Origin of the sequence: Rosenbergiella australiborealis, assembly GCF_018494035.1 — a bacterium.
GTDB classification, from domain to species: Bacteria; Pseudomonadota; Gammaproteobacteria; order Enterobacterales; family Enterobacteriaceae; genus Rosenbergiella; species Rosenbergiella australiborealis.
Map to the genome: position 1 here is coordinate 119,217 of NZ_JABBFO010000005.1, position 18,530 is coordinate 137,746.

Here is an 18,530-nt window from a genome sequence, read left to right on the forward strand (position 1 = left end):
GAAAATAGCGTGAGCGACGTCAAATAAGGGAAAATCATGGTGATGGAAACGGATCAACAAGCGTCTCAGCCACAACCGGTACTGCAGGTTGAAAACCTTCAGATCGCTTTTCCCGGCGAGACGACCCCACACCTTGTCGTCGATCATCTCAATTTGACGGTACATCGCGGTGAAACACTGGCTTTGGTCGGTGAATCGGGGTCTGGTAAATCAGTCAGTTCTCTAGCCCTAATGGGGCTCTTACCCAATGGGACAAAGGTCACCGGTTCGCGCTGGCTACAAAAACGTGACGGACAACGGATTGAGCTCGGTACGCTGAGTGATGCGCAATGGCAAAAAGTCCGGGGCGCTGATGTAGCAATGATCTTTCAAGAGCCAATGACTTCATTAAATCCCGTCTTTACTATCGCTGATCAACTTGCCGAAGCGCTACGTCAGCATCAACATTTATCCGCGTCTCAAGCTCAACACGAAAGCCTGCAACTTTTAGAACGAGTGCGTATTCCCGCAGCAAAACAGATAATGCAGCGCTACCCACATCAACTGTCTGGGGGAATGCGTCAGCGCGTGATGATTGCAATGGCACTGAGCTGTCGACCCGCACTACTAATTGCGGATGAACCCACAACAGCGCTTGATGTGACCTTACAAGCAGAGATCCTTGCGCTTATTCGTGAACTACAGCGCGATTTAGATACCGGGGTGCTATTTATTACCCACGATATGGGGGTGGTAGCGGAGATGGCCAATCGCGTTACCGTACTGCGCCACGGTGTCCCTCTGGAAACCGCTCCCGTTAAACAACTGTTTCAGTCACCACAACACACCTATACTCAGCAATTACTGGCCGCGGTACCACGTCTGGGTGATATGAAAGGGCATGATTTTCCAGAAAAATTCCATCTAATGACCGACGCCCCCTCTTCCGTCCCGGCTGTCGACACCGTTGATCATCACTCTCCTCCCTTGTTACAGGTAAAAGATTTGGTGATGCGCTTCCCGATACGTGCCGGGATATTTAACCGAGTTGTCAGTGAAGTGCATGCCGTTGAGCACCTCAGTTTTGATCTCCGTGCCGGCGAAACTTTGGCACTGGTGGGGGAATCGGGATGCGGCAAGTCGACCACTGGGCGTGCGCTACTGCAATTGGTGGCGAGCCAACAGGGATCCATTACGTTTAATGGGCAGCGCGTCGATCAGTTAACAGGATCTGCGTTAAATACACTGCGCCAAGAGATCCAATTTATTTTTCAAGATCCCTATGCCTCGTTAGATCCGCGTAAAACGGTTGGCTACTCGATTATGGAGCCGCTTCTCATTCATCGACTCGCTTCCCGTTCGCAAGCGGAACAGCGAGTTAAAGAGTTATTAGAAAAAGTTGGATTATCTGCTGAACACGCACAGCGTTACCCTCACCAATTTTCGGGAGGACAACGGCAGCGGATCTGTATTGCGCGAGCACTCGCGTTAAATCCAAAACTGATTGTCGCTGATGAGTCCGTGTCGGCGTTAGATGTTTCGGTACAGGCGCAAATTATTAATTTGTTATTAGATCTGCAGCGCGAAACTGGGATGGCATTTTTATTTATTTCGCATGATATGGCGGTGGTCGAGCGAATTAGCCATCGCGTCGCCGTGATGTATCAGGGACAAATCGTGGAGATAGGCCCACGCGCCGCTGTCTTCACTCAGCCTCAACATCCCTATACACAGAAATTACTGCGCGCGGTACCGGTTGCCGATCCTACGGTGCACCGCCCTCCTCTTTCTTCTAACGTGGAAGAATTACCCAGCGCGATTTATCCCGTTGGTAAAGGCCCGGAACGGGTAAATCTGCATGAAGTATCCCCCGGCCATTTCGTTGCGCATTCCATTGTACGTCGTCCTTTAATACCTTCATATCCGGCATCCTTATCAGTGAAGACAGGAGAAACTCATTTATGAATACACGCCAACTGCCTTGGCTACTTGCTGCAGGTGTTACGGCCAGCTTACTTAGCGTGCCGAGTTTTGCGGCTAAAAATATTGTGGTTGCGGTCGGTTCAAATTTTACGACCCTTGACCCTTACGATGCTAATGACACCTTATCTCAAAGCGTCGCCAAATCTTTTTATCAAGGACTGTATGGCTTTGATGAATCGATGAAAATTAAACCGGTTTTAGCCGAGAGTTATCAAGTCAGCCCCGATGGCTTAACCTACACGATAAAACTTCGCCCCAATGTGACCTTCCAAGATGGAACACCGTTTAACGCTGAAGCGGTAAAAGTTAACTTCGATCGCGCGAGTAATCCTGATAGCCATTTAAAACGCTATAACTTATTTAACGATATTGCTCATACGGAAGTGGTCGATCCCTTGACCGTTACCATTACCCTTAAAAAACCTTTTTCGGCCTTTATTAATACTTTGGCCCACCCTTCGGCGGTGATGATTTCGCCAGCGGCATTAAAAAAATACGGCACACAAATCGGCTTTCACCCAGTAGGAACTGGGCCTTACCAATTTGTGAGTTGGAATCAAACCGATGCCATGACAGTGAAAAAATGGCCGAATTACTGGCAAAAAGGGTTACCGAAACTGGATAGTATTGTCTGGCGACCGGTTGCCGATAATAATACCCGTGCGGCTATGCTACAAACCGGGGAAGCTGATTTTGCTTACCCAATCCCTTATGAGCAAGCCCCTCGCCTTAAAGCGGACAGTAAATTAGACGTCGTCAGCTGGCCGTCCATTATGCAGCGCTATATCAGCTTGAATGTGACACAAAAACCTTTCGATAACCCGAAAGTCCGTGAAGCGCTCAACTATGCCATTAACCGTGAAGCATTAGTAAAAGTCGCTTTTTCGGGTTATGCGACCCCTGCGACCGGTATTGTGCCTCCAGCAATTGCTGACGCGCAGAGCTACCCGGCAATTCCTTATGATCCGGCAAAAGCCCGTGAATTATTAAAAGAGGCTGGTTACCCGCAAGGCTTCCAGACGACTTTATGGTCGTCACATAATCATTCCACGGCACAGAAGGTACTGCAATTTACGCAACAACAATTAGCGCAAGTCGGTGTCAAGGTGCAAGTCACGGCGATGGATGCTGGCCAACGTGCTGCCCAAGTCGAGGACAAAGGGCAAAAAGAGAGCGGAGTACGGATGTTCTATACCGGTTGGGCCGCCTCTACCGGCGAAGCCAACTGGGCATTAACCCCGCTGTTCGCCACCAGCTCATGGCCACCCGCTATCTTTAATACGGCTTTTTATAGCAATCCACAAGTTGATAAAGACTTAGCCGATGCATTGACCGCGACAGATAATGCAAAGAAAAAAGCCTTTTACAAAGCGGCTCAAGATACTATTTGGCATGACCAACCGTGGATCCCACTGGTGGTCGAACAGCTTGTCTCCGCGAACAATAAGTCTCTGACCCACTTCAACGTGATGCCAGATACGGGTTTTGATTTTGACAATGCCGATCTGAAGTAACTGTTTAGGGCGGGGTCATCCCCGCCCATAATCCGAGAATTCGCATGCTCAACTATTTTATAAAACGCTTGCTAGGGATGTTGCCGACGTTGTTGATTGTCGCCATTCTCGTTTTCCTTTTTGTGCATATGTTGCCCGGTGATCCGGCGCGTCTGCTCGCAGGGCCAAACGCGGACAATACCGTCGTGGCGATGGTACGTCATCAACTTGGGCTTGATTTACCCCTGCCCCAACAATTTTGGCACTATCTTGTACGCTTAGTTCAGGGGGATTTTGGCCAATCAATGGCTTCACAGCGCCCCGTTAGCCAAGAGATTGCCAGTCGCTTTATGCCAACGTTGTTATTGACCTTAACCAGCATGGCTTGGTCATGCTTGTTTGGATTAGTGATCGGTATCGCCTCAGCCGTTTGGCGTAATCGTTGGCCCGATAAGCTCGGTATGATCATCGCCGTTTCCGGGATCTCCTTCCCGGCGTTTGCGTTGGGTATTTTATTGATGCAAATTTTCTCCGTGCAGCTCGGCTGGTTACCAACCGTTGGGGCTGACGGCTGGCGTAACTATATTTTACCCTCATTGACCTTAGGCGCTTCGGTCGCCGCTGTGATGGCACGTTTTACCCGCGCATCCTTTATTGAGGTCTTGGGCGAAGACTATATGCGAACTGCACGCGCCAAAGGCTTAAGCGCACGCAAGGTTATCTTCAAACACGGTCTGCGTAATGCACTGATTCCCGTTATTACCATGATGGGCTTGCAGTTTGGCCTACTATTAGGGGGGGCGATTGTCGTCGAGGTCGTCTTTAACTGGCCGGGGCTTGGGCGATTACTGATCGATTCCGTCGAAAGCCGCGACTATCCCGTGATCCAAGCTCTTGTCTTACTCTTTTCCTGTGAATTTATCGTGATTAATTTAGTTGTCGATTTACTCTATGCATGGGTTAATCCGACGATTCGTTACCGCTGAGGAGCTGTCATGAAAAATTGGCGCCGCACAGCGGCTCTTAACGCCTTACCAACGCTAGATCCAGCCACACCGCAACCACCGTTACGTGAATTCTGGCGGCGATTTCGCCAGCAACCCATTGCCGTCATTGCCGCAATCTTCGTGTTGGTCCTTTTACTGGTCGCCATTTTTGCCCCTTGGCTGACGCCCTTTGATGCAGAAAACTACTTTGATTATGACCGCATCGATCAAGGCCCTAGTACACTGCATTGGTTTGGTGTCGATGCACTCGGTCGCGATATTTTTAGCCGAGTACTGCTGGGCACTCGGATATCTCTACTCGCGGGCGTGTTTTCCGTAGCCTTAGGGTCGGTGATAGGCACAATACTCGGTCTACTCGCCGGTTACTACGAAGGCTGGATGGACAGAATCATTATGCGTATTTGCGATGTCCTTTTTGCCTTTCCAGGGATCCTGCTAGCGATTGCCGTCGTCGCATTGATGGGACCGGGGATGTCGAATGTGGTGATTGCCGTTGCCATTTTCAGTATCCCGGCGTTCGCAAGACTGGTACGAGGAAATACCTTGGTCTTGAAACAACTGACTTGGGTGGAGTCCGCACGCAGCATTGGTGCCTCTGACCTACATATCGTGTTTAGACATATCTTACCGGGAACATTCTCCTCCATAGTCGTCTTTTTCACCCTACGTATTGGCGTTTCTATTATCTCAGCCGCCAGCCTCTCTTTTATTGGATTAGGTGCGCAACCGCCAACCCCGGAATGGGGAGCAATGCTTAACGAGGCACGTTCGGATATGGTAATGGCCCCACATGTCGCGTTATTTCCAATTCTAGCTATTTTTTTGACGGTACTGGCCTTCAACTTGCTGGGTGATGGATTACGCGACGCGCTTGACCCGAAACTACGCAGTAAATAACGACTCAGCCTCGAACAACCAGGGCTCCTACTGGAGCCCTGGTTGTTCGAGGGGCACGCCGCCGCCAATACTCAGTTTTTTTCCTGAAACTGCCCTGTACCAGGAGAAATCGCCTTCACAACCTCTCCCCCAACTTCCATACTGAGGCTCCATTAACGCAAGGAGCGACTATGAATCAAGCAGCATACCTTTCAGCCCTTTATCAGAAAAAAATGTGGCCGGTATGGGGGATACTGATTACGTTTATTTTGTGGAGTGTTTTTGCCTCATCATGTTTAGCAGAAACGCGCCCTGATGTTGCCACGCGAGTCATTGCCTATCAGGGTAATCAGGGGGTAAAAGTCTGGACATTAAGAATTGGTGAACGAAAAGCGCACGAAGCTCTGGTTAAGATAGAAGATGTTGATCATGACTGGAATCTATTAATTCTAAAAATGAAAATTACCCGCTTGAATGACGAACTCCACTATTCCTATACTCAAGGAAAAAAACGTCATACTGTCTTGGTCTTAAAACAGAATGGTGGACTCCTTTATTTACCAGGAGAACCTATCGCCATTAATTTGTCCTATAGCGATAGTCTTTCAGACGATATTGATGCGCAAAGGTTCTTAACCGAATATTTATCTCAGTAGTCCTTTAGCGCTTAGGCCTTCAACTAACGGGCTAGATCCTGTCGGAGCTAGCCGCTAATTGCGACAATAAACGTTGATCGAGACGATGATAATTGACCTCTTCCACCACTCGCGCACCGAGAGACGTATAAAAATCCTGTACCGCCCGGTCTTCTCGTACCGATAGCCAGTCGAGGTGAGTACAGCCTCGCGCCTCAGCGCGCTGGGCAATAAAATGCATTAATTGGCGGCCAAGCCCCTGTCGGCGGTACATTTTTGATACAAAAAGCTCTTTAATAAACATCTGCCCAGTGAAACGGGATGCGGGATAAACCACCGTTACACAAGCAAACGCAACAATATGACCTTCACGCATTCCTTTATAAATTTCAGTCCCCGAATCCGCAGGAAATACACGTTCTCTTAAGTATTTTGCCATTTGTTCTGCGGCAATGATGGCTTGGGGATGATGATAACGCTCCATTTCGGAAAATATCTCTACCAGATCAGCCCACTCGTCAGGTTTACAACACGTGATATCCATTACGACTCCTCTACATAATTCATTTATTGACTATAGACGAGGCATGAAATTGCGGCATAAAAAAAAGCGCCAACTGGCGCTTTTTAACATTATAGGTAGAGAGACACTTCACCCGGTGGTCGAGTTTTAAACCGGCGATGCAACCAAAGATATTGCTCTGGCGCACGTAATATTTCAGTCTCAATCACTTTATTCATGTAACTTGCCGCGGCTTGCGAATCCTCATAAGGATAATTTTCAAGCGGTGGTTGGATAATTAATTGATAGCCACTTTTATCTGTATTTCGGATTAAAACGATAGTGAGCATAATAGGCTTGGCTAATCGAGATAAGACAAAAGTTCCGTTAGTGGTGGCCACTTTATCAACGGCAAACAGCGGTGCAAATACGCTGCCTTTAGGTCCATAATCTTGATCAGGAGCAAACCATACTGCTTCACCCTGTTTTAGGGCATGCACCATACCCCGTAAATCACGGCGGTCGATCATCGCTTTATTTGAACGCATACGCCCTTTGGTTTGAGCCCATTCCATCGCCTGATTGTTATGAGGCCGATACATCGCCATCATCGGTTGGCATAGCCCGGTAATACGCCCCCCTAACTCCAGCGACATAAAGTGTACGCCGATAACCATGACGCCACGCTGTGCTTGTTGCGCCTGCTGTAGATTATTGATCCCAGTAACGGAGTAAAATTTGCGAACGCGTTTATCTGACCAAAACCATGCGATTCCAGTCTCCATCAAGGCCATGCCTAATGATTCAAAATTCTTTGCGACTAACGCTTCCATTTCCTGCGGTTGAATATTAGGAAAGCAAAGTTGGACGTTACGTCGAGTGATCGATTCACGTCGTTTTAAAACACGACGGGAAATCTTACCTGCTTTCGCTCCAAGCCGGATCAAAATAGGATAAGGGAGTTGAACTAAAAGCCACAGTACGCCTAACCCAAACCAAGTTAGCCAATAACGCGGGTGGAGAATTTTAAACTTAAATTGACCAGTTTTTTTCATAAAGCCTTCACTAAAAGAAGCCTCTACGCCAGAAATGCCATATTTCTTGGCAACGTATAGCCTCGATACTTATTTTGACAACGAAAAGTAGGAAAAGTCACCGCAACGTCACGCAAATAATGAAAGAAAATGTATCTGATAAATTTACGGTGTTGTAGCAACCAGCACGATATCGATATTGATGGGATCAGCGACAAGTGCAGGATATTGTCCCATACCAAATGCCTGACGCGATAAGGTGATATTACCAGAAAGTCGTAAATAACCACCACTACTAAGGAGGCGTGAGTCACCGCTTCTTTTCCCGTATAACATGACAGGGCGAGTTATTTGCTTGATTTTCAACGTCCCTAACACACGATAGCGACCATCGCCCATATCAACAATACGGCTGCTAGTGAAAGTGACATTCGGATACTGAGCTTGATCAAAGAATTGTGCACTTTTTAATGCCCATGTCAGAACGCGGTGATGGGCATCTAATTGGGCAATCGGCATATCAACCTTCAGATAATCCGCCACATCATGCTGTGGGTCCACCACTATTGAGCCACGTAAACCGGTAATTCGGGCGTGATAATCGGATTTTCCAATCATCTGCCAGCGTAGCAAAACGTAACTACTGTCGGCCAAGTGAAAAGATAGGGGCGCAGCATGCGCGGTGATGACTCCACCAAATAGTGTGAACAATAACACTCCAACACGAAACATCACGCCTTCCCATATCAATGTTCAAGTTGGCTAGCTTAACGTGAATTGAACTTAAGTAATAAGTATTTTTGCTTCTTAAAACGCTGACATGAGTCAGTGAGCAATCCTTGAAGTCTTGAGTGAACCCACCCAATAAAACGCTTAGCCAAAAGAGCTCATAGACTATCCGTCAATAAAAGGGTTTGTTCCTGCTTTGTTCCCTCCTACCAATAGGGTGAGAAAAAACAGATCAAAGCACTTGCTGTATTTAGCCGAATATATATTAGGCTTTCGCTTTAATCTCATCATCAGTATCGATATTTTCGCGATCCCCTTGTGTGCTAGGTTGAGAAATAACGAGGAATTCAACCGCCATATCTGAGCGATTGCAGGCTTGATGAGGGGATAAAGGCGGGATTTCAATACCCTGTTGAGGGTGCAAGCAATGAACCTTATCCTGCAAAACCATCGTTAGCTGACCCGATAACACAAAGAAGAACTGTCGAGCCCGATGGTGGTAATGGCGTTGTTCAGCAGTATGCGCAGGCATCTTTTCGTGGATAATTAATAAATCTTGCTGCTTGAGTAAGTACCAGCCGTCACAGTGGTCGCCCCATATATAATGCTCTGCACTCTCTTTATCGATCATGGCTTATTCTCGCTATAGATTAAAAGAGTCATTGAATACGATAAAATTGGCTAACTAAAGCGAAATAATGACTAACGCTAATATTGCCTGAATAATAGTTTTTTATTCTGTTTTTGAAGGGTATATTTTTTGATATGACTTTTGATGACTCTCTTTAACGATAAATATCTCCCTTATAGCATTGTGATATAACGTTTGCGTTTAAATTATTTATTTAATGGAACCGAATTCACTACTGTGAGAGATATTGAACGCCTAAAGAGTACATCTCATGAATTTTCAGCAACTTAAAATTATCCGTGAAGCCGCCCGCTGCCAATGCAATTTAACTGAGGTTGCTAAAACTCTCTATACTTCACAATCAGGGATCAGCCGACATATTCGTGAGTTAGAAGATGAATTAGGCGTCGAGTTATTTATTCGTCACGGAAAACGTATGCTGGGACTTACTGGCCCCGGTAAAGAGATGTTGATTATTGCCCAACGAATATTAGATGAGTCGGCAAAAGCAAAACGTTTGGGGCAATTATTTACGGCGCAAGAAGCAGGAATATTGACCATTGCGACCACACATACCCAAGCCCGCTACTCATTACCGGCTATTTTAAAACAGTTTCGTAGCCGCTATCCGCAGATCCAAGTCGTGCTTAATCAAGCGACCCCGGATGAAATCCGAGAACAAGTTATTTCCGGAGAGGCGGATATTGGTATTGCCTCAGAGGGGCTCGCGCATAGCGGTAAGCTGACGACCTTTCCTTGGTTTAAGTGGAATCATCGTATTCTAGTTCCTCATCATCACCCGTTAGCGCAAGAAGAGAAACTTACCGTGGAACAGCTCGCAGAATGGCCGCTTGTCACCTACCGTGCAGGAATGACGGGACGATCCGTGATTGATGAAGCCTTTCAAGCCGTTGCTTTATTACCTAATGTGGTGCTCAGCGCGCAAGATTCCGACGTCGTTAAAACCTATGTTCGCCTTGGAATGGGCATAGGTATTATTGCTGAAACCGCCGCTGATGATGATGATCCAGACTTGCTATCACTGGATGCCCGTCATCTGTTTAGTAGTAATACTGTTTGGCTAGGGGTGAAGCAAGGGCAGTTACAGCGCGATTATCTCTGGCAATTTATGACACTTTGTAATCCAAATCTTTCAGAAGAGGACTTGAAACAGAGAACGCTCGGCTTAAATGAAAATCCAGAACTTGGCTATGATTTTCAGATTTAAACGCACGTATTCCTCCCTGCTACCGAGGTCAGTGACTAAGCTAAAAGGAAGTCCCCCTGCGCTTAGGAGTTGATACATGTCTTACCCGTGGCAAAAACTTGGTTTAAACGCTGATCAACAAGCCGACAGTGTTTTAGCAGCAATGACCGATGGCGAAAAGTTTGCATGGCTTTCCGGGCCAATGGCCATTCCTCTCCATAAAGGGGAAAAAATTCCGGCTGAAGCCATCGGTTCAGCCGCGTGCTACCCGTCAATTCCAAGGCTGGGTATTCCCGCCATACAACAAAGCGATGCCAGTTTGGGCGTCAGCGCGTTAGGTGGCGTTCGTCCCGGCGATCACGCCACTGCCTTACCGAGTAGTTTAGCCTTAGGGGCTGCCTTTGACCCTGATCTCGCTGAAACGTCAGGGAAGCTGTTAGGGCGTGAGGCATTTTGCAAAGGCTTTAATGTTCAATTAGCGGGTGGAGCCAACCTAATTCGTGAACCTCGTGGCGGGCGGAATTTTGAGTATATCTCCGAAGATCCCCTGCTTACCGGTATTATCGCGGGTCACAATGTGCGTGGTATTCAATCACAACATGTGGTGTCGACGGTAAAACATTTCGCCCTGAATGCACAAGAAACCGGTCGAGTCGTGGCTGATTCACGACTTAACGAAGCTGCGTTGCGTGAATCAGATTTACTGGCCTTTGAACTGGCCATTGAGATCGGACAGCCGGGCGCCGTAATGCCCGGTTATAATCTCGTCAATGGCGAATGGGCCTCGGAAAATCCTTTTCTTTTATCGAAAGTTCTCAAAGGCGACTGGCAATATCCCGGTTGGGTAATGTCAGACTGGGGGGCCACACATTCTGCTACCAAGGCAGCGCGCGCTGGATTAGATGTGCAATCTGGATCGAATTTAGATGAATGTGCGTGGTTTGATCATCCCCTTCGAGAAGCGGTGGCGCGAGGCGAGATCGATGGCTCGTATATTGATCAAATGATCCATCGGATCTTACGTAGTCTCTTCGCCTGCGGCGCTATTCAACATCCCGCACAGCGTGGCACGCCTTTGGATTACAGTTGGCATCAGTTAATGGCTCAACGCGAGGCGGAACAAGGCATTGTCTTGCTCAAAAATGCCCAACAGACGCTACCACTTCCCCCCGAGTTATCGCGCCTTGTGGTCATCGGTGCTCATGCTGATCAAGGGGTTTTAGCTGGGGGTGGCTCTTCAGCGGTGACTCCTCAGGGCTGTTTGCAGTTAGAAGGGGTGGATTTTATGGGAATACAGACCCCAAAAGTCTATCACCCTAGCTCGCCACTTGCGGCTATTCGTCGTAATTCTCTGGCTAAAAAGGTTGATTTTGTTTCTGGCGATTCCATTGAGGAGGCCTTAAATTCGGCACAAGGGTGTGAGGCAGTCATTGTTTTTGCCCAAGAGTGGCGGTCTGAAGCCCTTGATGCACAAGGACTGGATCTTGATGATCACCAAAACCTGTTAATCGAACAGCTTGCCGCCGTCCACCCTAAAGTGATCGTCGTCTTGCAGACTGGCGGTGCGGTCACCCTGCCTTGGCTGAATAAAGTGTCTGCCGTACTTGAAGCGTGGTACCCCGGTTCAGGCGGAGGTGAAGCTATCGCCGGGGTATTATTCGGTCGTATTAATCCGGCGGGTCGACTACCCATCACCTTTCCCGCGAGTGAACAGCAACTGCCCCATCCTAAACAGGTTGACCCTAGTACCACGACTTCACTTCCCGGCGTGAAGGTAAAAGGAGATATTTTTCAGATTGACTATAACGTCGAAGGCGCTGATGTGGGCTACCGTTGGTTTGAACGCCAACAACAAAAACCGCTATTTCCGTTTGGATTCGGCCTCTCCTATACACAATTTAGCTACGACGATTTACAACTTTGTCAAAGTTCGGACACGGTGACTGCGAGCCTCACGCTGACCAACTGCGGCGATCGCAGCGGAAGTGAAGTGATACAACTTTATATTCGACCGACTTCTGGCCGTTACCCATCGCGATTAGCAGCGTTTCGTAAGGTATTTCTCGCTCCGGGCGAATCTCAACGAGTGAGCCTCAGACTCGAACCAAGGGTGATAGCCCAGTGGGAGACGACTAAGCAGCTTTGGCATATCGTCGCCGGTGAATATGATATTTTTCAAGCAACCGATGCAGCAACCCCGGGATTGTGCGGCACACTGACGATTAGCGCACATGCCTTTGGCTATCGAGTCGCCTAACCATGACAAGACGGTCGGGGGATGCCGATTAATGCCCCGGCCACTGTCACCGCTTACCGTCATTAATCTGTCATACTCCTCAGGCAGATTGGGTCGTGTCATCGGCACAATGAAGAGGTTTTCCCATGAGCGAATATGATAACGATCTCTATGAAACACTGTTTGCAAGCCGTCAACGTCCTTTTCCTGAAGAGAGCACTACGCCCGTTCGTCGTCGTTCCGTCCCCGATGAAGGTGATTACAATGAACTACAATTCAATGATTAATCGTCAATTGACTCAATCGCCCGACGGACTGCGCTGAAAAGACAGGCTGAGTGACCGCTCATTCAGCCTGATACCTTGCTCGCCTCATCTCCCGACAGCTTAAAACCACGGCCTACGTCCCAAACGACTTATTTTTTGCGTATGCTTAGCCGGTCTCCTAAATTTGGTTCAGTGATCACTGGCAAGATCCGAATACTAGGAGCATCAGTCGACGCAGTGTGGTATTTAAAAAAAACCTCTCATATCGCGAAAAATATCCCCTCGCTACCATCGGTCTTGGTTAACTGGATCACGATAATGCCCGCCTACCGCGGTGATCATGAGTCACCCTTAATGTAAAAACCGTTTTTTTTTATTCGGTTGGCGTTACTTACATCCCCCCATTGCGATGCTACAGTAAATGAATCGATTCCATTTATTCTGGAGGTCTCTGTGTTTGCTTGGATAATACTTCTTCCCGCACTCTACATTAGTGGGCGGTTTATCTTGCCACTCCCACTTCCCGTAACTCTACGTTTACTGTTTTTTATTGGTGTTGTGTTGATCGCAGAGTGCCATCTGGTCTATAAATTTGTCTTTGGTAACCGCTTTGCGCCAGAATTTCCCTATACCATGATGGTGATTATTAATGCCTTGTTCGGTACGTTAATCGCCTTTACACTCTTACTCCTACTCTGTGATGCGGTCAGCGGTGTGCAATATGCGATACAGAGAACATGGCCTGATTACCATCACGTCCATTATTTTTTACTCGTGATATCCCTTGCAATAGCCAGCTATGCCGCCTATCAAGCCGTCAAAGTTCCGGCGATAAAAACCGTTACACTCACCTTGCCGCATTTACCGAAGGCTTTTGAAGGTTACCGGATCGTGCAATTAACTGACCTGCATGCCAGTACGCTCTTTACCGGGCGGTGGATGAAAAAAGTGGTCGATCGCACGAATTCGCTAAATGCTGATGTCATTCTCTTTACCGGTGATGTGGCGGATGGCAGTGTTGAAAAACGCTTTAATGATGTCGCGCCTTTGGCCGAGTTGCGCGCCGACGCGGGTTGCTTTGCGATTCCAGGTAACCACGAATACTATTCCGGCTATCCCGAATGGATGGCACGTATGCAGCAGTTAGGCTTCCACGAGTTGATTAATAGCTCGGTCACTTTAACCAAAGCGGGAAGCCATATCTATCTGGCAGGAGTCAGCGACGAAGCCGCACTACGTTATCACCAACCCGGCCCTGATCTAGCACGCGCTTTAGATGGCGTTGATCGGCAATTACCGATTATTTTACTCGATCATCGCCCCGAAAATGCCCGTCAAAACCTAGCTGAAGGGATCGATTTACAACTTTCAGGGCATACGCATGGCGGCATGGTCTATGGCCTCGCCGCCATCGTTAAGCGCTTTAATAAAGGGTTTTCATCCGGCCTTTACACGTTGGAAAATGGTTACCTGTATGTCAGTAACGGGACGGGATTATGGAACGGTTTTGCCCTGCGTTTGGGTTACCCTTCCGAAATTACATTATTTATTCTCAAGGGTGCACAATAGTTTAACCGGAAATATGTCGTTATCGTGCCACTCAGTCCCAAGGAATAACACCGTAGCCGTCAGGGAAACCTAACGGCTCACATCAATCACGATAAGCCTTTCTTCCTGAAAATTCCTCAACACCGACCGCCTTTTCCTCTTCAATCATGAAATGGTAATGCAGAAAGCGTGCCTTGCAGAAGATAGTGGGATAGATGGCCCTGTTAATCGTCATGCTGATTTCACCAATTAAATGAAGAGGTGGTGACGGCAGGCGGTGATAAAAACGTTGGCTTAACGATCTATCGCCGTTCCAGCTGTTTTCTCAGTCGATGCTTGATAAAACACCCTATTTTCCAACTGGCTGTGTCTTTTCAAAATTCATTATTATGTAAACATATGTAAATTACACCTTACAATGAATCGTAATAGAAATGATAATAATTAGCATTAATAAACTCATCTATTACGTAAAATGAAAAATAAAAATAATGTATCGCCGTCGCTGAATGTGCTGGGCCATCTAACACTTTTTACTGGTTTATATGGTGTTATCGGGAGTGCCTATGCCGCAGACACATCATCAACGGTGAAAAAAAATAGTGATATTGTCGTGACGGCGAACGCGCTTCCTTCTCTCTATGCGCCTCAAAAACTTTCAGGAACCAAGTTCACATCGCCGATTGCCGACACTACACGTACTGTACAAGTCGTTCCGCACAAAGTTTTACAAGAACAGCAAGCCACTACATTGAGTGATGCCTTAAAAAATTCGCCTGGGGTGGGCGCATTTTTTTCAGGTGAGAATGGTTCGAGCAATATGGGTGATGCGATCATGATGCGGGGTATCGATACCTCAAATAGCATTTATGTCGATGGCATACGAGATATTGGTAGTATCACTCGCGATACCTTTAATACCGAAAATATTGAGATTATCAAAGGCCCATCAGGATCTGATTATGGGAGAACCGCCCCTTCAGGTTCAATCAATATGCAGAGTAAACAACCGGAACTCTACACCGGTGTCGATGCCTCAGTGGGCTATGGCAGTGCTTCAGAGCGCCGTGGCACACTGGATTATAACCAAATGCTTAATGACACCACGGCCTTTCGTGTGAATGTCATGGGCGACAAGGGAAATACGAAGGGCCGTAACAACATCAACCATGAAAAATACGGTATTGCTCCCTCGATCGCTTTTGGCTTAGGGACGTCTACCCGGCTTTACCTTGATTACTTACATGTCCAACAAGACAGTACCCCGGACGGTGGGGTATATACCGTTGGCCTACCGGGGTTTAGTAGTACGAATTCGCTATTAAATAACGCGTCACCGGTTTCCCGTAAGACCTATTACGGTACGAATGCCGATTATGAACATGATGTCCAAGATACCTTTACCTCGCGCTTTGAACATGACTTTAACGACAATCTAACATTAACAAACACCACTCGCTGGTCGGAGATCCGTCAACAATACTTACTCTCAGCCGTACTCGGCCGCTCGATCACTACGCGTAATGGAGAGGTATATGGCACACGATTGATGAATTCCAGCAATACAGTCAACAAAATCCTGACCAACCAAACTAATCTGCATGCCACGTTTTCAACACTGGGCGTTGGTCATTCAGTCAGTACTGGGGTGGAGTTAACACAAGAAAATTATAATAGTTACCCTTATGCTTTCGCTTCTAACAGCGTTAATTTACTTAATCCGTCGGCAGATACCGCAGTGACACCGACAACTGGCTATGGTTCGTTTGGCCGCACCAATACCCTAGGCGTATATGCGTTTGATACCGTAACCTTAACCCCACGTTTATCGCTCAATGGGGGGATGCGGGTTGATAGTTATCAAACACACTACATCGGCGATAGCGCCAGTGGGCACAGTAATCTCAAACAGTCAGATAACTTATTTAACTGGAAAGCCGGTGCTCTTTATCATTTAACTGAGAACGGTAATTTATATGCCAACTATGGTGTCTCACAACAACCGCCGGGAGGCGTCGATTTCAAGCTAAGTAGTGATACGACTGACCGAACCTCGCGGAGTGGTGAAAATATTAATTTTACCCCTGAGAAAGCAGAAACGGCTGAGGTCGGGACAAAGTGGTCACTTTTCCATAAAAAACTTTTACTGAGTGCCGCAGTGTTTAGAACAACCATTAAAAACGACGCGGAACTCGATAGTACGACCAATGAATATGTTCAGAATGGTTCCAAAAGAGTGGAAGGTTATGAGCTAAGTGCCGCGGGAGATGTGACCGATACACTGCATCTCATGGCCGGTTACGCGCAGCAAAACACCCGTACCGACAATACCAATAGTACAAGTGATGGCACAAATACGCTGCCTTTCACCCCCAAACACTCCTTTACATCGTGGGCGACATGGGATGTCGCAGATAATGTGACTCTGGGAGTTGGGGCTCGCTATGTTGGTACCCTGCACAAAATTAAGGATAGTGCATCTGGAACACCTTCCTCCGTTGCTCACTACTGGGTGGCAGATTCAATGGCCGCGTGGCGGATTAATTCGACCCTCGACCTGCAGCTCAATGTCTATAATCTGACGAATAAGAAATATATCGCAGCGCTTAATCGTAGCGGCTATCGGTATACCCCCGGTGCACCACGCACATGGATGTTAACCGCCAACGTGCATTTTTAAGTCTTACTTAAGGGTGACGCCTTGTGCAAGCAAGGCGTCATAACTTAGTGGTTTCATCGATGGCGATTAATGTAACGAGTTTCATACTCGTATCGGGGACCCGTTGCCAGCTCGTTTGTTGGTAGTGAATAAGACCACGTTGCGGATGGTTGAAACTTCGCTGCCCACCTTCTCGCTGCACAACGCGGTATTTCTGCCACCATTCAGCAAACTCAATACTGCTCTGCATTAAGCGCGCAATCATCGCCGTTAAGGGCGCATAATCACCGTAATGGATCGATTCTGCGCGTAACTCCGCAACAATACGTTGTGCCCGTTGTGGCCAGTCTACGACTCGTTCACGGGCTAACGGGTTGATAAACATAAATTCAAGCATATTAGGCTCCGCCTCCACGTCCAACCAACCAATAAAGAGCTCGGCAGCCGCATCATTCCAAGCCACTAATTGCCACGTTGCGTCCATAACATAGCAAGGTATGATCATACTATTGACCACTGCGGTGACGCCAACATCGGTCGCGAGCGGTAACGGCGTAAGCGGATCAGTGAGCTCCGCTAAACTAAATAGGTAGTCTCGTTCAGCCTGCGAAAGCTGTAATGCACTGGCAATACGACTTAAACTACGCACAGAGACAGTAATACCCCTTCCCTGCTCAAGCCAAGTGTACCATGTGGTACTAACAAAACTGAGCTGAGCTACTTCTTCCCGGCGCAATCCCGGAGTACGCCGCCTTTCTCCCCGAGGTATTCCTACATTTTCTGGACTGAGTTGTTCCCGTCGCAGCCGTAAAAATTGCCCGACTTTTTTTGCTGCGCTCAACTTGGCCTCAGCCATAGCCTATTACCTCTTATACTAGGATAATTTAAGATATTGTACCGGTATAATCTGTTCTGTAGCGTAGTGTCAATACCCGGACAATCACTTAGGAAAATCTATGACTGGTGCAGAACACACTCAACGTATTCGTGAACAATTTAGTCCACAGGCCGAGGCTTACTCAACCAGTACGGTGCATGCTGAAGGTGCCGATTTAGTGAGGCTGAAAACATGGCTAGCCACAGCCGGCGAGGCGCATGTGTTAGATATCGGATGTGGCGCAGGCCATGCGAGCTTTAGCGCAGCCCCGTTAGTCAAACAGGTCACTGCCTATGATCTGTCAGCTGAGATGTTAGCGGTGGTGGAGCGTGGCGCACAAAACCGCGGCTTAACCAATATTGATACTCAGCAAGGGGTAGCCGAATCGCTTCCCTTCGCTGATCAGCAGTTTGATCGGGTAATGAGTCGCTATTCTGCCCACCACTGGCAAGACGTTCCCCAAGCCTTACGCGAAGTTTATCGCGTGCTAAAACCAGGTGGACGCTTAATTATCATGGATATCGCTTCCCCCGGCGCGCCCCTCTTTGATATTTGGCTACAAAGTATTGAGGTACTGCGTGACCCGTCTCATGTTCGTAACTATTCTCCCGGTGAGTGGTTACAAATGACGACAGAAAGTGGTCTACGTATTGAGCAGTTGGTGACTGATCAGTTAGCGCTCGATTTTCAACAGTGGGTGGCAAGAATGAAAACGCCTGAAGCGACGATCACCACCCTTCGCACTTTACAGCAAGCGGTATCGGCACCAGTACAGGCTTATTTTCAATTGCAGCCTGATGGTTCGTTTCATTCCGATACAGTGATGTTTTCCGCGCAACGTCCTGTTTTAGGCTAAGCGCCATCGCCG

At 47.7% G+C, this 18,530-nt stretch carries 16 protein-coding genes; 11 read left to right on the forward strand and 5 right to left on the reverse strand.

Translation table 11 applies throughout. The annotated features are described in order from the left end of the window. The first annotated feature begins 36 nt into the window (after positions 1 to 36). The 5 genes from HGT73_RS07250 to HGT73_RS07270 all read left to right on the forward strand — a co-directional run bounded on the left by HGT73_RS07250 (position 37) and on the right by HGT73_RS07270 (position 5,994). On the forward strand, positions 37 to 1,944 hold the full coding sequence (locus HGT73_RS07250) for a dipeptide ABC transporter ATP-binding protein (RefSeq protein ID WP_214213141.1): 1,908 nt from the start codon (positions 37 to 39) through the stop codon (positions 1,942 to 1,944). Then, a complete protein-coding gene (gene gsiB, locus HGT73_RS07255; RefSeq protein WP_214213144.1) occupies positions 1,941 to 3,476 on the forward strand; it encodes a glutathione ABC transporter substrate-binding protein GsiB in 1,536 nt (511 codons plus the stop codon). Before HGT73_RS07250 ends, gsiB begins: the two co-directional genes overlap by 4 nt. A gap of 44 nt (positions 3,477 to 3,520) precedes the next feature. Further along, positions 3,521 to 4,441, forward strand: coding sequence for a glutathione ABC transporter permease GsiC (gene gsiC, locus HGT73_RS07260; RefSeq protein ID WP_214213145.1), 921 nt, complete (start codon positions 3,521 to 3,523; stop codon positions 4,439 to 4,441). Positions 4,442 to 4,450: 9 nt separating this feature from the next. Then, entirely contained in the window at positions 4,451 to 5,359 is a 909-nt protein-coding gene (gsiD, locus tag HGT73_RS07265) for a glutathione ABC transporter permease GsiD (RefSeq protein WP_214213148.1), read from the forward strand. Between the two features lie 170 nt (positions 5,360 to 5,529). After that, positions 5,530 to 5,994, forward strand: a complete 465-nt coding sequence (locus HGT73_RS07270) for a hypothetical protein (protein WP_214213150.1) — start codon at positions 5,530 to 5,532, stop codon at positions 5,992 to 5,994. A 31-nt stretch (positions 5,995 to 6,025) separates the two neighbouring features. On the opposite strand, the gene HGT73_RS07275 is transcribed toward HGT73_RS07270, so the two are convergent. The 4 genes from HGT73_RS07275 to HGT73_RS07290 form a co-directional block, all read right to left on the reverse strand. Then, positions 6,026 to 6,517, reverse strand: coding sequence for a GNAT family N-acetyltransferase (locus tag HGT73_RS07275; protein WP_214213152.1), 492 nt, complete (start codon positions 6,515 to 6,517; stop codon positions 6,026 to 6,028). Positions 6,518 to 6,606: 89 nt separating this feature from the next. Beyond that, positions 6,607 to 7,530 (reverse strand): kdo(2)-lipid IV(A) palmitoleoyltransferase, encoded by a 924-nt coding sequence (gene lpxP / locus HGT73_RS07280; protein WP_214213154.1) that lies wholly within the window; start codon positions 7,528 to 7,530, stop codon positions 6,607 to 6,609. Between the two features lie 144 nt (positions 7,531 to 7,674). Further along, positions 7,675 to 8,241 (reverse strand): YceI family protein, encoded by a 567-nt coding sequence (locus tag HGT73_RS07285; RefSeq protein ID WP_214213156.1) that lies wholly within the window; start codon positions 8,239 to 8,241, stop codon positions 7,675 to 7,677. Between the two features lie 262 nt (positions 8,242 to 8,503). Further along, positions 8,504 to 8,869: a cupin domain-containing protein gene (locus tag HGT73_RS07290; RefSeq protein ID WP_214213158.1), complete on the reverse strand. Its 366-nt coding sequence runs from the start codon at positions 8,867 to 8,869 to the stop codon at positions 8,504 to 8,506. A 271-nt stretch (positions 8,870 to 9,140) separates the two neighbouring features. Here HGT73_RS07290 and HGT73_RS07295 point away from each other — a divergent pair, with 271 nt between their 5' ends. From HGT73_RS07295 to HGT73_RS07315, 5 genes are all read left to right on the forward strand, one after another. Beyond that, entirely contained in the window at positions 9,141 to 10,097 is a 957-nt protein-coding gene (locus HGT73_RS07295; RefSeq protein ID WP_214213160.1) for a LysR substrate-binding domain-containing protein, read from the forward strand. Positions 10,098 to 10,173: 76 nt separating this feature from the next. After that, positions 10,174 to 12,333 carry a beta-glucosidase family protein gene (locus HGT73_RS07300; RefSeq protein WP_214213162.1) on the forward strand — a complete coding sequence of 720 codons (2,160 nt, stop codon included), beginning with the start codon at positions 10,174 to 10,176 and terminating at the stop codon, positions 12,331 to 12,333. 125 nt (positions 12,334 to 12,458) lie between these two features. Then, complete coding sequence (locus tag HGT73_RS07305; protein WP_214213164.1) at positions 12,459 to 12,599, forward strand: hypothetical protein; 141 nt, start codon at positions 12,459 to 12,461, stop codon at positions 12,597 to 12,599. A 432-nt stretch (positions 12,600 to 13,031) separates the two neighbouring features. Next, positions 13,032 to 14,147: a metallophosphoesterase gene (locus tag HGT73_RS14795; RefSeq protein WP_214213167.1), complete on the forward strand. Its 1,116-nt coding sequence runs from the start codon at positions 13,032 to 13,034 to the stop codon at positions 14,145 to 14,147. Between the two features lie 454 nt (positions 14,148 to 14,601). Further along, entirely contained in the window at positions 14,602 to 16,806 is a 2,205-nt protein-coding gene (locus tag HGT73_RS07315) for a catecholate siderophore receptor Fiu (RefSeq protein WP_214213169.1), read from the forward strand. Positions 16,807 to 16,843: 37 nt separating this feature from the next. On the opposite strand, the gene HGT73_RS07320 is transcribed toward HGT73_RS07315, so the two are convergent. After that, the gene (locus tag HGT73_RS07320) at positions 16,844 to 17,641 is read right to left on the reverse strand and encodes a helix-turn-helix transcriptional regulator (protein WP_214213171.1); all 798 of its coding nucleotides are present in this window, start codon (positions 17,639 to 17,641) and stop codon (positions 16,844 to 16,846) included. A 100-nt stretch (positions 17,642 to 17,741) separates the two neighbouring features. Here HGT73_RS07320 and HGT73_RS07325 point away from each other — a divergent pair, with 100 nt between their 5' ends. Beyond that, a complete protein-coding gene (locus HGT73_RS07325) occupies positions 17,742 to 18,518 on the forward strand; it encodes a class I SAM-dependent methyltransferase (RefSeq protein ID WP_214213173.1) in 777 nt (258 codons plus the stop codon). Positions 18,519 to 18,530: the final 12 nt, after the last annotated feature.

Excerpts from the sequence above, each read along its gene's own strand:
- HGT73_RS07250 (WP_214213141.1), top strand. The coding sequence starts at position 37 with ATGGTGATGGAAACGGATCAACAAGCGTCTCAGCCACAACCGGTACTG.
- gsiB (WP_214213144.1), top strand. The coding sequence starts at position 1,941 with ATGAATACACGCCAACTGCCTTGGCTACTTGCTGCAGGTGTTACGGCC.
- gsiC (WP_214213145.1), top strand. The coding sequence starts at position 3,521 with ATGCTCAACTATTTTATAAAACGCTTGCTAGGGATGTTGCCGACGTTG.
- gsiD (WP_214213148.1), top strand. The coding sequence starts at position 4,451 with ATGAAAAATTGGCGCCGCACAGCGGCTCTTAACGCCTTACCAACGCTA.
- HGT73_RS07270 (WP_214213150.1), top strand. The coding sequence starts at position 5,530 with ATGAATCAAGCAGCATACCTTTCAGCCCTTTATCAGAAAAAAATGTGG.
- HGT73_RS07275 (WP_214213152.1), bottom strand. The coding sequence starts at position 6,517 with ATGGATATCACGTGTTGTAAACCTGACGAGTGGGCTGATCTGGTAGAG.
- lpxP (WP_214213154.1), bottom strand. The coding sequence starts at position 7,530 with ATGAAAAAAACTGGTCAATTTAAGTTTAAAATTCTCCACCCGCGTTAT.
- HGT73_RS07285 (WP_214213156.1), bottom strand. The coding sequence starts at position 8,241 with ATGTTTCGTGTTGGAGTGTTATTGTTCACACTATTTGGTGGAGTCATC.
- HGT73_RS07290 (WP_214213158.1), bottom strand. The coding sequence starts at position 8,869 with ATGATCGATAAAGAGAGTGCAGAGCATTATATATGGGGCGACCACTGT.
- HGT73_RS07295 (WP_214213160.1), top strand. The coding sequence starts at position 9,141 with ATGAATTTTCAGCAACTTAAAATTATCCGTGAAGCCGCCCGCTGCCAA.
- HGT73_RS07300 (WP_214213162.1), top strand. The coding sequence starts at position 10,174 with ATGTCTTACCCGTGGCAAAAACTTGGTTTAAACGCTGATCAACAAGCC.
- HGT73_RS07305 (WP_214213164.1), top strand. The coding sequence starts at position 12,459 with ATGAGCGAATATGATAACGATCTCTATGAAACACTGTTTGCAAGCCGT.
- HGT73_RS07315 (WP_214213169.1), top strand. The coding sequence starts at position 14,602 with ATGAAAAATAAAAATAATGTATCGCCGTCGCTGAATGTGCTGGGCCAT.
- HGT73_RS07320 (WP_214213171.1), bottom strand. The coding sequence starts at position 17,641 with ATGGCTGAGGCCAAGTTGAGCGCAGCAAAAAAAGTCGGGCAATTTTTA.
- HGT73_RS07325 (WP_214213173.1), top strand. The coding sequence starts at position 17,742 with ATGACTGGTGCAGAACACACTCAACGTATTCGTGAACAATTTAGTCCA.